This is a genomic window from Halomonas garicola, from assembly GCF_055382465.1.
The window spans coordinates 638,541-653,843 of the sequence record NZ_AP043931.1 but is presented as its reverse complement, the minus strand read 5'-3'; the positions used below and the strand labels follow the sequence as shown (position 1 = coordinate 653,843).

Genomic DNA, 15,303 nt, shown 5'->3' with positions numbered 1-15,303 from the left:
CTAGTTTGCCTTGCGCCAGCCGCCGATGACCCGGCTATCCGGGCCGAAGAACACCAGCCGGTCGTGGTCGATCAGGTAGCGGTAGGCGTTTTCCAGCATATCGGTCACGCGCTTTGCATCGTCAAGCTGGGGGCAGGCCTTGCGCGTGGTGGCAAGCTCCTCGATGCTGATGCGCTGCTTGTCGCCAAGCGATGCCTTGCCGGTAAAGCGGTTGCAGCCGTCGCTGCCGCTGATGCGGCCGTCCGGCGCGATGCGAAAGTGCGCCGATTCGGGCAGGTCCAGGCGCTCGTGGGTGCCGATGAGCAGCAGATTCCAGCGCTGGTCGACCACCTCGCCGCTGAGCGGTTTGCCGCCGCCCGCCTCATCGGGCGTTGATGCCGGCGGGGTGCTGGAACAGGCGGCCAGCAGCGTGACGGCCGCCGCCAGGGCGCCGGCGGCCGACCAGCGGCGGGTAAAAAAGGAAGGCTTCGAGACGGGGGGCGTCATGTGGTTTCCTCGTTGCGGCGCCTACCAGGTGCCGGTGTTGTCCATGGAGGCCCAGGGCTCGGCGGGCGCCAGCGGCTCGCCCTTTTGCAGAAGCTCTACCGAAATGCCGTCCGGGGAGCGCACGAAGGCCATGCGGCCGTCCCGGGGCGGGCGGTTGATGGTGACGCCGTTATCCTGGAGGTGCTGGCACAGGGCGTAAACATCGTCCACCTCATAGGCCAGATGGCCGAAGTTGCGCCCGCCGTCGTAGGTTTCCGGGTCCCAGTTGTGGGTCAGCTCGATTTCCGGCGCCTGCTCCTCAGCCGAGCGGGTTTCGTCTTCGGGTGCTGCCAGAAATACCAGGGTAAAGCGGCCCTTGTCGTTGTCCTTGCGGCGCATTTCCTTGAGCCCCAAAAGGTCGCAGTAGAAATGCAGCGCGGCGTCCAGGTCGCTGACCCGGACCATGGTGTGAAGATATCGCATGACTCTCCTCAACGATAAAGTGCAAACGCTTAAAGGCTAACGCCGCGGCCGATACTTAACAAGCTCAGGGCGCGATGCCTTCGCCGCAGCCGCTGTACTGCTCGCCGTCGATGGAGAGCGTCACCCGGGCCGGATGAGGATTGCCGCTCATGTCGTCAAAGCAGGCGGCGGCCTCGATGCGCACGCGGAAAAACCGCCCGGCGTTGGCGTTTTCCAGCACTACACGACCGGCGTCGTTGTCCATGACGCTCATCATATAAGGCAGCGTTTCTGTGGTGTCGCCGTAGTCGGTGGAAAGCGTCAGCAGCGGCTCGTGGTTGTCCAGCTCGACGGTCCAGCCCGGCTCGTTGCCGTGGGCGAAAAACATCACGCCGGGGTGATTGTCCCGGGTGCGCGCGTCGCGGCTGTGCGCCAGCTGGCATTTAAGCTGGCCACGGGGCGTTTCCACTTGGGCCTTGTCGCCGCGGTTCCAAAAGCTGATCTCGCCATTCTGGTAGCGCGCGCCGCTGGCGACGACCGCCTGGGGCAGCTGCCAGGCGCCGTGCAGCGACCAGAGTTTGAGCGTCTCATCGCCGAAGGCGGTGACCATATGCTGGTTGGCCGGCGCACACCGCCAGGCCTCGAAGCCTTCGCCCTCGCCGGGAAAGAGCGCCGGCGGCAGCAGCGGCGCGGTGGAGACGTCGGCGCCCAACGGCTTGCCTGACGTGCTCTCCGCCGACCCACCGGTAGCAGACGGCCCGGCGCCCGGGGCAGCACAGCCGCCAATGAGCAGCGCGCCGGCCACGGCCGCCGGCCAAAAGTCGCGATAGGTTCCCATCCAGTCTCCCTGATCCTTGGTTTTACAAACAGTTTTACAAACGGTTTTGGTAACGCGCGCGGCCGGCGTTCACGCGCGCCGGTAGCGCCGCAGGTCGTCGGGGTTGAAGCTTGCTACCGCCTCGGGCAGGTCGAGGGCTTCGCGCTTGAGCCTGACCTGCATCTTTTCCGCCAGCCTTTCGGCGTCGTCGTCGGTGGTACGGCCGTTGAGCTCGGCCAGCTGCTCCATGCCCTGATGATAAAAGGTGAGGATATCCAGCGCCGTGGTGTCGTCCTGCTCAACGGCCGGGCGCAGGGTGACCAGATATCCGCTGACCTGGCCCAGGTGGTGCTTGAGCTGCCAGGCATAGCGCACTTCGTTCATCCAGGGGCGATCCTTGAGCACGGCAAACATCGCGCTGGTGGCCAAAAGCCCCAGCACCATGCCCAGGGCATTCAGCGCCAGGCTTGAGCCGAAGGCCGCCGTCAGCAGCATTGCAAACAGCATGCCCAGCACGGCAAACTGCCCGGCCATGACCAGGCTGATGATACGCGATTTGCGCCGGTAGGCGTGGGCATCCTGGTGCTGCAGTGTAAAACGCGCCATGGGGCGGCCTCTTGTGTCATGCGTAAAACGTTATGCCAACCGTTCGGCGGCGGTTTTGAGCAGCCGCTCGGTGGTCTCCCAGCCGATGCAGGCATCGGTGATGGAGACGCCGTGGCGCAGCGCGCCGGGGGTCAAGGGCTGCCTGCCTTCGTGGAGAAAGCTTTCCAGCATCAGCGCGGCCAGGTTCAGGTTGCCCGCCTCGCGCTGGGCGAGCACGTCAAGCATCACCTCGCTCTGGCGGCGGTGGTCCTTGCGTGCGTTGGCGTGGCTGCAGTCGACCATCAGTCGCGGGTTCTGCCCGGCGCTTTCCAGCGCCGCCGTCGCCGCCCGAACGTGCTCCGCTCGGTAGTTGGGCTCGCCGCTGCCGCCGCGCAGTACCAGGTGGGTATCCGGATTGCCCGGCGTCTGCGCCACCACCGGGCGGCCGGCGGCATCCATGGCGAAGCGCTGGTGCGGGTGGGCCGCCGCGCCCATGGCGTCAACGGCAACCTGAACGCCGCCGTTGGTCGCGTTCTTGAAGCCAACCGCGGCGTTGAGACCGCTGGCAAGCTCGCGGTGCAGCTGGGACTCGGTAGTCCGGGCGCCAATGGCCACCCAGCTCAGCAGGTCTTCCAGGTACGGCGCCAGCATGGGCTGCAAAAGCTCGGTGGCGACCGGCAGGCCGCATTCGGCTACGTCGCGCATCAGCTCCCGAGAAAGCGCAAGCCCCCGGGCGATATCGCCGCGGCCGTCGAGGTCCGGGTCATAGGCAAGGCCCTTCCAGCCAACGGTAGTGCGGGGCTTTTCCACGTAGACGCGCATCACCGGCACGATCTGCCCGGCGACTTCGTCGGCCAGGCGCGCCAGGCGCTCGGCGTATTCCCGCACGGCGCGGGGATCGTGGGCGGAACAGGGTCCGACCACGAGCAAAAGGCGCGAATCTTCGCCCGAGAGGATGCGCTTGACCGCCGTGCGCCGGGCTTTGATGCCCTCGCGCAGCGCCGGGCTTAGCGGATACTCGGCGTGCAGCGCGTCCGGGGCGGGCAGCGCCCGCGGGTCGGCCGGCGCGGCGGGCTTACGGGCGGTGACGGCGTCGGGCGCCGTCGCCGTTTGCGGGGCAGTGGCGGTCTTGAGGATAGTGGCAGTCGCATTCATCGGTTATCGCTCCGTCGGCAAGGGACATCGTGGGCTCTCGCCACCGCGGTGAACACGGCCGGAGGTGGCAGCTGCTGCCGGCCGCGCGGGGCTAAATCGCCACCCGTAGCCATACGCCGGATAGCCGTACAGGGCGGGGGTAGCGATGTTGGCCGGTGCGCGGTAACTCATGGTGCAGCTCCTGTGTAACGTAAGCGATCTAGCGTGATAGCGGCTCAACTGCCGCAATGAACCGGGATTCTTAAACGCGAAAAGCCCCGGCGGGGGTTTACCCACCGGGGCTTTTCGCGGCAGGCAACCCGGCGGGATGCCCGTTGGCGCGGCTCAATCGCCGGCCACGGCCATCCCCTGGCTAAACCAATCACCATAGCCATAACCGCCGCCAGGCGCGGTGCCGTGCACCGATGAAATGCCTGCCGTGTAGGGAAATGCTGCGGTATGCATGGGGTTTGCCTAATCAGCCGGGTTGTCGTGATATATCGTGTAGCGAAAGTCAGGGTAGCCCGATAACGGGCTGCCTGACAAGCGGCCATCAGCCGGTGAACGTCTGGATCCAGGCGATGGTCGCCGGAAGGCAAGCCATGCCGACCAGCACGACCAGCCCGGCCAGTATGGCCAGAAAGCCGGTATCGTCGTAAGAGTTTTCGTCGCGGGCCATACAAACCTCCTCGGTGTCCTGTCATGCGCGAACTGCGTAGCGCGTAGACGCAATCGGCGTTGATATCGTCAATACACGCCCAGTCTAGCAAATTCCCCGCCGCCGTTTCAGGCTTTATCCCGCGGGGCATAGCTGAAGACGTCGGAAAACACCCGGGCCTCGTCGATGCCCTTGTCTTCCAGAATATCCAGACAGGCGTATACCATGCCCGGCGATCCGGAGAGATAAATATCGCACTCGACGGGATCCAGGTCCGCCGCTTCCAGCGCTTCGTCGATGCGGCCCTGGTGGTGAATCAGGCGCTCGCCTTCCGCCAGCGGCTCGGCAAGCGGAAACTCGGTCACCGCATGAAACGTAAACTGCGGATACGTCTGCGCCCAGTGCGTGGCGAGCGGCTCAAGATACAGCTCGCGATGCTCCCTTGCGGCCCACCAGAGGTCAATCCGGCGCTCGGGATGGCGCGCCAGCGCCGCCTCAATCAGCGCCTTCATCTGGGCAAAGCCGGTGCCGGCGGCAATCAGCAGAAGCGGCCGGGTGCTGTTTTCCTCCAGCACGCAGTCGCCGCCGGGCAGGCGCACGGTCAGCTGGCCGGTTTCCCGGAGCAGCTCGCGCAGCCGCGCGGAGTTACTGCGCTCGGGCCAGTGCTGCACGTGAAGCTCCAGCCGGCCGTCGTCGCGGTTGCCGCTGGCAATGGAAAACGGCACCCAGGTGGACTCGTCCAGCTCAAGCTCCAGATACTGTCCCGGCGCGTGCGCCAAGGCCTCGGCACGCCCTTCCAGGGTAACGCCAAAGACGTCGGGATTGAGATCCTCCACTTCGGTGACCCGGCAGGTCATCGTCCTTGCGCTCATGCAAACCTCTTGTTCAGCGTCCCATCGAGGCGATGCGACGGGGTGAATGTCAGTTGCCGCCGCTTCGCGCCGGCGGCAGCGGTATACCGATGCCAAGCGATTCCCAGCGCTCGTCGACCCGCGCCTTGACCGCGCTGTCCATGGCGATGGGCTCGCCCCACTCGCGGTCGGTTTCGCCGGGCCATTTGTTGGTCGCGTCAAAGCCCATCTTGGAACCCAGCCCCGACACCGGCGAGGCGAAATCCAGGTAGTCGATGGGCGTGTTCTCCACGGTGACGGTATCCCGGGCCGGGTCCATGCGCGTGGTCATCGCCCAGATGACGTCTTCCCAGCGGCGGGCGTCGACGTCGTCGTCGAGCACCACCACGAATTTGGTGTACATAAACTGACGCAAAAAGCTCCACACCCCCATCATCACCCGTTTGGCGTGGCCGGGGTACTGCTTTTTCATGGTCACCACCGCCATGCGGTAGGAACAGCCTTCCGGCGGCAGGTAAAAGTCGACGATCTCGGGGAACTGCTTGCGCAGGATGGGCACGAAGACTTCGTTGAGCGCCACGCCCAGTATCGCCGGTTCGTCGGGCGGGCGGCCGGTGTAGGTGGAGTGATAGATGGCATCCCGGCGCCGTGTCAGGCGAGTGACCGTGAACACCGGAAACGTCTCCACCTCGTTATAGTAGCCGGTATGGTCGCCAAAGGGGCCTTCCGGGGCCGTGTCGTCGGGGTAGATGTAGCCCTCAAGGATAATTTCCGCCGATGCCGGCACCTCAAGCTCGGCGTGGCCGCACTTGACAAGCTCGGTGCGCGAGCCGCGCAGAAGCCCGGCGAAGGCGTACTCCGAGAGCGTATCCGGCACCGGGGTGACCGCGCCGAGGATGGTGGCCGGGTCCGCGCCCAGCGCCACCGCCACGGGGAAGGGCTCGCCGGGGTGGGCCTTCTGGAACTCCTGAAAGTCCAGCGCGCCGCCGCGGTGGGAGAGCCAGCGCATGATCAGACGATTCTTGCCGATCTTCTGCTGACGATAAATCCCCAGGTTCTGGCGCTCCTTGTGCGGGCCTTTGGTCACCACCAGCGACCAGGTCACCAGCGGGGCGGCGTCACCGGGCCAGCAGTGCTGAATGGGCAAGCGGTCCAGGTCGACGTCGTCGCCCTCTTCCACCACGTCCTGCACCGGCGCGCGCTTGACCGTTTTCGGCCCCATGCTCAGCACCTGGCGGAAAATCGGCAGCTTTTGCCAGGCGTCCTTCAGGCCTTTGGGCGGGTCGGGCTCCTTGAGAAACGCCAGCAGCTTGCCGATCTCACCCAGCGCTTCGACCGAGTCTTCGCCCATGCCCATGGCCACCCGTTCGGGCGTGCCGAACAGGTTGCCCAGAAGCGGCATGTCGTGGCCCTTGACGTTGTCAAACAGCAGCGCCGGCCCCCCGGCGCGCAGGGTACGATCGCAGATTTCGGTGACTTCCAGATAGGGGTCGACCTCGGCGCTGACACGCTTGAGCTCGCCCCGAGCCTCAAGCGCCTGGATAAATTCGCGAAGATCGCGGTATTTCACGGCAGGTCTCCCTTGTCCTCGGCACTTTTCTCAGCACTCATCTAGGCACTCACCGGCAGCTCAGCGCCCTAGCGGCGCTTCATGGCCTCGAAGAATTCCAGGTTGGTCTTGGTATCCTTCAGGCGGTCGATCAGGAACTCGGTGGCGCCGATATCATCCATCGGGTGCAGCAGCTTGCGCAAAATCCACATGCGCTGCATTTCCTCTTCCGAGGCGATCAGGTCTTCCCGGCGGGTGCCGCTGCGGCGGATGTTGAACGCGGGGAAGACGCGTTTCTCGGCCAGCTTGCGGTCCAGGTGGGCTTCCATGTTGCCGGTGCCCTTGAACTCTTCGAAGATGACTTCGTCCATCTTCGAGCCGGTATCCACCAGCGCGGTGGCGAGAATCGTCAGGCTGCCGCCCTCTTCGATGTTGCGCGCGGCGCCGAAGAAGCGCTTGGGCTTTTCCAGCGCATGGGCGTCAACGCCGCCGGTGAGCACCTTGCCCGAGCTTGGCACCACGGTGTTGTAGGCCCGGGCCAGGCGGGTGATGGAGTCGAGCAGAATCACCACGTCCTTTTTGTGCTCGACCAGCCGCTTGGCCTTTTCGATGACCATTTCGGCCACCTGAACGTGGCGCGCCGGGGGCTCGTCGAAGGTCGAGGCCACCACTTCGCCGCGCACGGTGCGCGACATCTCGGTGACCTCTTCCGGGCGCTCGTCGATGAGCAGCACGATCAGGTGGCATTCGGGATTGTTGCGCGTGATCGAGGTGGCGATGTTCTGCAGCATCAGCGTCTTGCCCGCCTTGGGCGGCGATACCAGCAGGCCGCGCTGGCCCTTGCCGATGGGCGCGGTGAGGTCGATGATCCGCGCGGTCAGATCCTCTTTGGAGCCGTTGCCCATTTCCATGCGCATGCGCTCGTCGGGAAACAGCGGCGTGAGGTTTTCAAACAGGATCTTGTGCTTGGCGTTTTCCGGCCGGTCAAAGTTGATCTGACTGACCTTGAGCAGGGCAAAGTAGCGCTCGCCATCCTTGGGCGGGCGGATCTTGCCGGCGATGGAATCGCCCTTGCGCAGGTTGAAGCGGCGGATTTGCGACGGCGAGACGTAGATGTCGTCGGGGCCGGCCAGATAGGAGCTGTCGGCGCTGCGCAAAAAGCCAAAGCCGTCTTGGAGAATTTCCAGCACACCGTCGCCGTAGATGTCCTCGCCGCTCTTGGCGTGCTTTTTGAGGATGGCGAAAATGATGTCCTGTTTGCGCGAGCGGGCCAGATTATCGATCCCCATCTGGCGGGCGATATCGAGCAGCTCGGGAACGGATTTTTGCTTGAGTTCGGTAAGATTCATCGGTGTGTTAGAACGTTGCTCATGAAAGCGAGCGCCAGGCGCCGCAAAGAAGAAAGGAGGCGTGGCAGTAATGCGCCGTATGATGCGTTCAGATCCCGACAAGACACGCGCTCGATATGCAGGAAGCCTGACTGACCCGAACGCATCGGATTCAGCTCGACGGCTCAACTCCTGATTTCAAGGCCGGCACCGGATGGGCCGGACAAACGGGCTATCTGACGACTTGGACAGCTGGCGGACTTTACCCCCCGTACAACACCCCCGTGCCAAACCGCCGAACGGCTCGGCGCGCCGGGAACGTCACGACGTCGACGCCATGCTGCATCAACGTCAGGCGCGTAGCGACGCCATGGGAAACGAGAAAACGCCCGGCTCGGCGTGGATGAGGTTGGGTAAAGCTTGAGAAGGACGAAAGTAACGCTGGCGTGCTGCCGGTGGCTAGCCATGCCGTATCACGGCGTCATTTCGATTCAAGCCAGTAAACGGATGGTAGTCAAGCCCTGAAGTAAACGCAAGCCTTGCCAATTGACAATCCGGCAGGGGCCACGCAACCTTGCCCGGACCACCCGGAAGGACTGCCCATGCCCAAGGATACGCCTTTTTCCGCCGCTGCCGGACGCGCCGTCTCCCGCCACCCGGGCCGGGCCGCCCGGCGGCTCGCCGCCATTGATCTTGGCTCCAACAGCTTTCACCTGCTGGTGGCAAGCGTGGTCAACCAACGCCCGCACATCGTCACCCGACGCGGCGTCAAGGTGCAGCTGGCCGCCGGGCTCGACGCCGACGGCAACCTCGACCGCGACGCCATGCAGCGCGGCCTTGAGTGCCTTCGGCAGTTTGCCGCCATGCTGCACAAGGCGCCCTGCGCGCAGCTGCGCATCGTCGGCACCAGCGCGCTGCGCGATGCCGGCAACCGCCACGCCTTTCTCGACCGCGCCGCCGCGCTGCTGGGCCAGCCCGTCGAGGTGATTTCCGGGCGCGAGGAGGCTCGTCTGATCTACCTCGGCGCCGGCCACGCGCGCGCGTTCAGCGGGCGCCGGCTGCTGGTGGATGTCGGCGGCGGCTCCAGCGAATGCGTGATCGGCGAGGGCATGGCGCCGCAGCTGCTGGAAAGCCTGGCCATGGGCTGCGTGACGTTTTCCCGGCGCTTTTTTCCCGGCGGCGTGCTCAATCAGGCCAACCTCCAGGCCGCCGAGCAGGCCGCGCTCGAGCAGCTGTCGCCCGTCCAGGCGCGCTACCGCCGCGCCGGCTGGGACGAAGCCGTCGGCACCAGCGGCACGCTCAAGTCGGTGGCGCGCGTCCTTTACGCCTACGGCGATAGCCGCGAAAAAGGCCTGATCACCCGCCCGGGGCTCGAGCAGCTGCGCGCCCGGGTGCTGCGCTACCGCCACCTCGATGACCTGGCGCTCAAGGGGCTTAAAGCCAATCGAGCCGGCATTTTCCCCGCCGGCATCGCCATTGTCAGCGCCATTTTCCAGGCTTTTGACCTTCAGCAGCTGCGCTTTGTCGACGGCGCCCTGCGCGAGGGCATGCTGCACGACATGCTCAGCGCGCTGCCGGACGAACCGCGGCAAACCGCCAGCCCGCTGCCTGATAGAGTAGCGTATCGGGCGCCTTGATCGCCGCCACGCACGCCTCTTCTGCCCGGACGACAATGACCGCATGGCGCTCCCAGGGCGGCACCCCGGCCTCGGCCAAAAGCCGCTTGAGATCCCGCCGGCCGCGCCCGGCGAGGCGGATGACTTCGCCGCCCCGGCGCCAGCCGACGGTCAGCGGTAGCGTCGCCCCTGCCGCCTTTGCTACCAGCGCGACGTCCACGTCGCCCAGCGGCGTAGCGAGCGGCGCGCGGCCGTCCCAGGTCGTGTCCCAGTCGAGCTCTGCCGCTTCGCGCGCTTCGGGTAAAAGATACAGCCGCCCCCGCCATAGCCGGGCACAGCCGCCGGGCCAGGCCACGTGCGCCTGCGCATCCGCCGCGGCGCCCAGCTGCTCGAGCAGTGTGTCAAGCCGGCGCTTGGGCGGCGTGGCAAGCCCCAGCCGGCGGCAAAAGGTGCGCACCAGCAGCCGCTGACGGGCCCGGGAGCGCCGGTAAAGCGCCGCGGCGTCAAGCTGTTCTTCGCCGACCTGCAGCGTGGCAAGCTCTTCAAAAGCGTAGGCCTCAAGCAGCGCGTCGGCGTCCTGCATATGCCCGGCGGCAGCCGCCAGCGAGCGCTCGGCGTGCGGCCAGCGCGCTTTCAGGGCAGGAAGAATCCGGTGGCGCAGATAGTTGCGCTCAAAGCGGGTATCGGCGTTGGTGGGGTCGTCGCACCAGCCGAGCCGGCCCTCCTCCGCTAGCGCCCGGGCCACGGCGGCAAGCTCGGCATGCCCCGCGTCGAGCCAGGGGCGGGCCAGGGTAATATCGTGCAGTACCCGGCGCTCGGGCATCGCCCCGAGCCCGCGCACGCCGCTGCCGCGCATGGCGGCCAACAGCCAGGTTTCCGCCTGGTCGGTACGGTGCTGGGCGAGCATTAGCGTATCGCCCGACGGCACCTGCTCGGCAAAGGCGGCGTAGCGGGCCTTGCGGGCCGCCCCTTCTACGCCGCGGCCCCGGGCGTCGACGCTCACCCGGGTTACCGTCAGCGGCACGTCAAGCCACCGGCACAGCGCGCGGCAATGGCCCTCAAACGCCCCGGCGGCCTCCTGCAGGCCGTGGTTGACGTGCAGGGCGCGAAGCGCGCGCTGGCGGTCGCGGCAAAGCTTGGCGGCAAGCGCAAGCAGCAGCGAAGAATCCATGCCCCCGGAAAGCGCCACCCAAACGCAGCGCCCCGGCGGGACCTCCGCCAGGGCGCGTTCAAGCAGGGTTAGCAGCCGTTGACTATGCGGCGGGCGCGCCATAGCTCATCAGCCGTTCGTAGCGACGCTCCAGCAGCGTCTCGGTATCCAGCCCTTCCAGCCGCTCAAGGCTCTGACCCAGCGCTTCCTTCACCCGCTCGGCGGTTTGCTCGTAGTAGCAGTGGGCGCCACCCAGAGGCTCTTCAATCAGCGTATCGACGAAGCCCAGCTCCTGCAGGCGCTCGGCGGTAATGCCCATGGCCTGGGCGGCTTCGGAGGCTTTATCCGCGCTCTTCCACAGAATCGAGGCGCAGCCTTCCGGCGAGATCACCGAGTAGGTGGAATACTGCAGCATAGCGAGTTCGTCGCATACGCCGATGGCCAGCGCCCCGCCGGAGCCGCCCTCGCCTACCACGGTGGAGACGATCGGGGTTTTCAGCCGCGACATCACCGCCAGGTTGTGGGCAATCGCCTCGGACTGGCCGCGCTCCTCGGCGTCGATGCCCGGGTAGGCGCCGGGGGTGTCGATAAAGGTCAGCACCGGCATGCGAAAACGCTCGGCCATTTCCATCAGCCGGCAGGCCTTGCGGTAGCCCTCGGGGCGCGGCATGCCGAAGTTGCGCCGCACCTTCTCCTTGACGTCGCGGCCTTTCTGGTGGCCGATGACCATCACCGGCTTGTCGTTGAGGCGCGCCACGCCGCCAACCAGAGCGTCATCGTCGGCAAAGCGGCGATCGCCGTGGAGCTCGTCGAAGTCGGTAAAGACGTGCGCCAGGTAGTCCCGGGTATAGGGACGCTTGGGGTGGCGCGACAGCTGGGATACCTGCCAGGGAGTGAGATCGCGGAAAATGGATTCGGTCAATTTGCGGTGCTTGACTTCCAGACGTTCGATTTCGTCGGCAAGATTGACCTGGCTGTCGGAGCTGACCAGCCGCAGCTCTTCAATTTTTGCCTGTAGCTCGGCAATCGGCTGTTCAAAATCGAGGTAGTTGGGATTCATGGACGTTGCCTGTAAAAAACCTGTAGGGAAAAAGCAAACCTTGTCGATCGAGCGTATCCGGGTGGCATTATCGCAGCTTGGTGCGGCCACGCAAGGCAGCCGGCGGTCGCTGCCGCCAGGCTAGTCGTAGCGCAGTTTGACGCCGACCTGGCCCTCAACGTCGCGCAATGCCAGCAGCAGCTCGTCGTTCGGCGCTACCCGCCAGCTGTCGTCGAGCTTAAGCCAGCCCGTGGCGTCGGGGTGGCGATACTGCAGGCGCACCGGTAGCCCCTCGGCGTCGCGGTGTGGGCTCAGGCTATCACGCAGGCTGTCGACCAGACGACCGTTGATCCGAGTGGCGTCCAGCGCCAGATCCACGGACTGGCCGTAGCGCACCCGGGCCGCCGTCATCGGAGTGACATCCTTGCCGCGCAGCTTGACGCCGCCCGAGTAGTCGTCGGTGGAGACCTCCCCCTCGACGATGATCACCTCGCCGGTGTCGATCTGGCCGCGCAGGGCGTCGTAAAGCTCGCCGAACAGCGACGCCTCGATGCGCCCGGTACGGTCGTCCAGGGTAATGAACGCCATGGTATCGCCGCGCTTGGACTTCATGGTGCGCACGCCGATCACCAGCCCGGCCACGCGCTGGGGCTCCCGGGAGGGGTTAAGATCGCTGATGCGTGTCGACACAAAGCGCTTGAGTTCGCGCTCGTACTCGTCGATGGGATGGCCGGTGAGGTAGAGCCCCAGGGTGTCCTTCTCGCCGGCCAGCCGCTCGCGGTCGCGCCAGTCGCGCACGCCGCGGTAGTCGGCGTAGACGTCGCGGTCTTCGACCGGGGCAAAGGCCTCGCCGAACATGTCGAGCATGCCGGCGTTCTGGTTGGTGTGGTTCTGCGCGGCGGCCTTGAGCGCGTCTTCCATGGCCGCGGCCAGCACCGCCCGGCTGGGGCCCAGGTTATCCAGGGCGCCGGCGCGGATCAGCGCCTCCAGGGTGCGCTTGTTGATGCGCCTGGGGTCGAGCCGGCGGCAGAAGTCGAACAGGTCGGCGAAGGCGCCGCCCTCCTGGCGCGCCTCGACGATGGCGCCGATGGGGCCTTCGCCCACCCCGCGAATCGCGCCCAGGCCGTACACCACGCGGCCTTCTTCATCCACGCTGAACCGGTAGGCGCCGACGTTGACGTCCGGCGGCGTCACGGTCAGCCCCTGGTGGCGGCACTCTTCGATCAGCGGCACCACCTTGTCGAGGTTATCCATTTCGGTGGACATCACCGCGGCCATAAAAGGCCCCGGGTAGTGCGCCTTGAGCCACGCCGTCTGGTAGGACACCAGCGCGTAGGCCGCGGAGTGCGACTTGTTGAAGCCGTAGCCGGCGAACTTCTCCACCAGGTCGAAGATGTTGCCCGCGAGGTTCTTTTCGATGCCGTTGGCCGCGCAGCCCTCCATGAAGCCGGCGCGCTGCTTGGCCATCTCCTCGGGCTTTTTCTTGCCCATGGCCCGGCGCAGCATGTCCGCCTGGCCCAGGCTGTAGCCGGCCATGACCTGGGCGATCTGCATCACCTGTTCCTGGTAGAGGATGATGCCGTAGGTCGGCGCGAGCACGGGCTTCAACAGCTCGTGCTGGTAGTCCGGGTGGGGGTAGGACACCTCGGCGCGGCCGTGCTTGCGGTTGATAAAGTCATCGACCATGCCCGACTGCAGGGGCCCCGGGCGAAACAGCGCCACCAGTGCGATCATGTCGTCCAGCGAGTCCGGCTGCAGGCGCTTAATCAGCTCTTTCATACCCCGGGACTCGAGCTGGAACACCGCCGTGGTTTCGGCCTTCTTGAGCATCTCGAAGGTGGGCTTGTCGTCAAGCGGGATGGCGTCGATATCCAGCGCCGCCTCGCCGTCCACGGCGCGCACCTTGTCGACCATTTCCAGCGCCCAGTCGATGATGGTCAGGGTGCGCAGGCCGAGAAAGTCGAACTTCACCAGCCCCGCATCCTCGATGTCGTTCTTGTCGAACTGCACCATCAGTCCAGAGCCGTCCTCGTCGCACAGAAGCGGCGAAAAATCGGTGAGCTTGGTCGGCGCGATCACCACCCCGCCGGCGTGCTTGCCGGTACCCCGGGTGATGCCCTCGAGCCTTTCCGCCATCTCCCAGATTTCTTCGGCCTCGTCGTCGGCGTCGATAAACTCCTTCAGCGCGGGCTCGGCTTCGATGGCCTTGGCAAGGGTCATGCCCACGTCGAAGGGGATCAGCTTGGAGAGCTTGTCGCCCAGCGAATACGGCTTGCCCTGGGCCCGGGCGACGTCGCGCACCACGGCCTTGGCCGCCATGGTGCCGAAGGTGACGATCTGGGACACGGCGTCGCGCCCGTAGCGGTGGGCGACGTACTCGATCACCCGGTCGCGCTTCTCCATGCAGAAGTCGACGTCGAAGTCGGGCATGGACACGCGCTCGGGGTTCAAGAAGCGCTCGAACAGCAGGTCGTAGCGCAGCGGGTCAAGATCGGTGATCTTCTGCGCGTAGGCCACCAGCGACCCGGCGCCGGAGCCGCGCCCCGGCCCCACCGGCACGTCGTTGTCCTTGGCCCACTGGATAAAGTCCATGACGATCAGAAAATAGCCGGGAAAGCCCATCTGCAGGATGATGTCGAGCTCGAAGTCGAGCCGCTCGCGGTAGCGGGCGTCGATCTCGCGGTAGGCCTCGCCATCCCGGGGGTAGTCTGCCTGGGGGTAAAGAAAATCCAGCCGCTCGGTGAGGCCGTCGTGGGACACCTTGCGGAAGTATTCGTCCTGGGTCATGCCTTCGGGAATGCCGAACTCGGGCAGAAATATCTCGCCCAGGCGCACGTCCACGCTGCAGCGTCTGGCAATCATCACGCTGTTTTCCAGCGCCTCGGGGATGTCAGCGAAGAGCTCGGCCATTTCGTCCGGGCTTTTCAGATACTGCTCTTCGCTGTAGCGGCGCTCCCGGCGCGGGTCGGCAAGCGCCTTGCCTTCGCCGATGGCCACCCGGGTCTCGTGGGCCCAGAAGTCGTCGCGCTCGAGAAAGCGCACGTCGTTGGTGGCGACCACCGGCGTGCCGGTGGCAAGCGCCAGCTCGACGCTTTTGTGCACGCAGTCTTCCTCGAGCGCCCGGCCGGTGCGCGTAAGCTCCAGATAAAAGCGCCCGGGAAACGCCGCCTGCCACTCGTCCAGCTGCCGGCGAGCGTCGCGCTCGTGGTCGGCGAGCAGGTGGCGGCCGACGTCGCCTTCGCGGCCGCCGGACAGCGCAATCAGCCCCTCGCTTTGCTCGAGCACCCAACTTTTTTGCAAAAGCGCCCGGCCCTGGTGCTGGCCTTCGGTCCAGCCCCGGGAAATCAGCTCGGTGAGGTTGCGATAGCCCGTCTCGTTCATCGCCAGAAGCGTGATGCGGTACGGATGAGCCTCGTCGTGGGCGTTGGCCAGCCACAGATCGGCGCCAATGATCGGCTTGAGCCCGGCCCCCTGGGCGGCGGTATAGAATTTAACCAGGCCAAACAGGTTGGCTTCGTCGGTCAGCGCCACCGCCGGCGCCGCGCGCTCGGCGGTGGTGCTCACCAGCGACTTGAGTTTGACCAGGCCGTCCACCAGGGAAAACTCGCTGTGGACACGCAGATGTACAAAGGGAACCGTCATGGCAATC

General features: G+C 65.8%; 13 protein-coding genes. 1 reads left to right on the top strand and 12 read right to left on the bottom strand.

Annotated features, from left to right (window positions below; translation table 11 throughout):
• The 9 genes from ACZ46Y_RS03420 to rho form a co-directional block, all read right to left on the bottom strand.
• Positions 1–486, bottom strand: a complete 486-nt coding sequence (locus ACZ46Y_RS03420) for an META domain-containing protein (RefSeq protein WP_311954146.1) — start codon at positions 484–486, stop codon at positions 1–3.
• A gap of 21 nt (positions 487–507) precedes the next feature.
• Entirely contained in the window at positions 508–948 is a 441-nt protein-coding gene (gloA, locus tag ACZ46Y_RS03415; RefSeq protein ID WP_311954137.1) for a lactoylglutathione lyase, read from the bottom strand.
• Between the two features lie 64 nt (positions 949–1,012).
• Complete coding sequence (locus ACZ46Y_RS03410) at positions 1,013–1,765, bottom strand: MliC family protein (protein ID WP_311954131.1); 753 nt, start codon at positions 1,763–1,765, stop codon at positions 1,013–1,015.
• A gap of 69 nt (positions 1,766–1,834) precedes the next feature.
• Entirely contained in the window at positions 1,835–2,350 is a 516-nt protein-coding gene (locus ACZ46Y_RS03405) for a DUF3087 family protein (RefSeq protein WP_311954126.1), read from the bottom strand.
• A gap of 30 nt (positions 2,351–2,380) precedes the next feature.
• Complete coding sequence (locus ACZ46Y_RS03400) at positions 2,381–3,484, bottom strand: 3-deoxy-7-phosphoheptulonate synthase (protein ID WP_311954121.1); 1,104 nt, start codon at positions 3,482–3,484, stop codon at positions 2,381–2,383.
• Positions 3,485–4,016: 532 nt separating this feature from the next.
• Positions 4,017–4,142, bottom strand: coding sequence for a hypothetical protein (locus tag ACZ46Y_RS03395; protein WP_311954118.1), 126 nt, complete (start codon positions 4,140–4,142; stop codon positions 4,017–4,019).
• A gap of 107 nt (positions 4,143–4,249) precedes the next feature.
• On the bottom strand, positions 4,250–4,993 hold the full coding sequence (locus ACZ46Y_RS03390; RefSeq protein WP_311954114.1) for an FAD-binding oxidoreductase: 744 nt from the start codon (positions 4,991–4,993) through the stop codon (positions 4,250–4,252).
• 49 nt (positions 4,994–5,042) lie between these two features.
• A complete protein-coding gene (gene ubiD, locus ACZ46Y_RS03385; protein WP_311954110.1) occupies positions 5,043–6,542 on the bottom strand; it encodes a 4-hydroxy-3-polyprenylbenzoate decarboxylase in 1,500 nt (499 codons plus the stop codon).
• A 68-nt stretch (positions 6,543–6,610) separates the two neighbouring features.
• A complete protein-coding gene (gene rho, locus ACZ46Y_RS03380) occupies positions 6,611–7,870 on the bottom strand; it encodes a transcription termination factor Rho (protein WP_311954106.1) in 1,260 nt (419 codons plus the stop codon).
• 581 nt (positions 7,871–8,451) lie between these two features.
• Here rho and ACZ46Y_RS03375 point away from each other — a divergent pair.
• Positions 8,452–9,486 carry a Ppx/GppA phosphatase family protein gene (locus tag ACZ46Y_RS03375; protein WP_311954102.1) on the top strand — a complete coding sequence of 345 codons (1,035 nt, stop codon included), beginning with the start codon at positions 8,452–8,454 and terminating at the stop codon, positions 9,484–9,486.
• Here the strand turns inward: ACZ46Y_RS03375 and tilS are convergent.
• The 3 genes from tilS to dnaE all read right to left on the bottom strand — a co-directional run bounded on the left by tilS (position 9,413) and on the right by dnaE (position 15,296).
• Positions 9,413–10,738, bottom strand: coding sequence for a tRNA lysidine(34) synthetase TilS (gene tilS / locus ACZ46Y_RS03370; protein WP_311954095.1), 1,326 nt, complete (start codon positions 10,736–10,738; stop codon positions 9,413–9,415). The two genes, ACZ46Y_RS03375 and tilS, sit on opposite strands and share 74 nt — an antisense overlap.
• Entirely contained in the window at positions 10,719–11,675 is a 957-nt protein-coding gene (locus ACZ46Y_RS03365) for an acetyl-CoA carboxylase carboxyltransferase subunit alpha (RefSeq protein WP_311954092.1), read from the bottom strand. Before ACZ46Y_RS03365 ends, tilS begins: the two co-directional genes overlap by 20 nt.
• Positions 11,676–11,795: 120 nt before the next feature.
• A complete protein-coding gene (dnaE, locus tag ACZ46Y_RS03360) occupies positions 11,796–15,296 on the bottom strand; it encodes a DNA polymerase III subunit alpha (protein ID WP_311954089.1) in 3,501 nt (1,166 codons plus the stop codon).
• Positions 15,297–15,303: the final 7 nt, after the last annotated feature.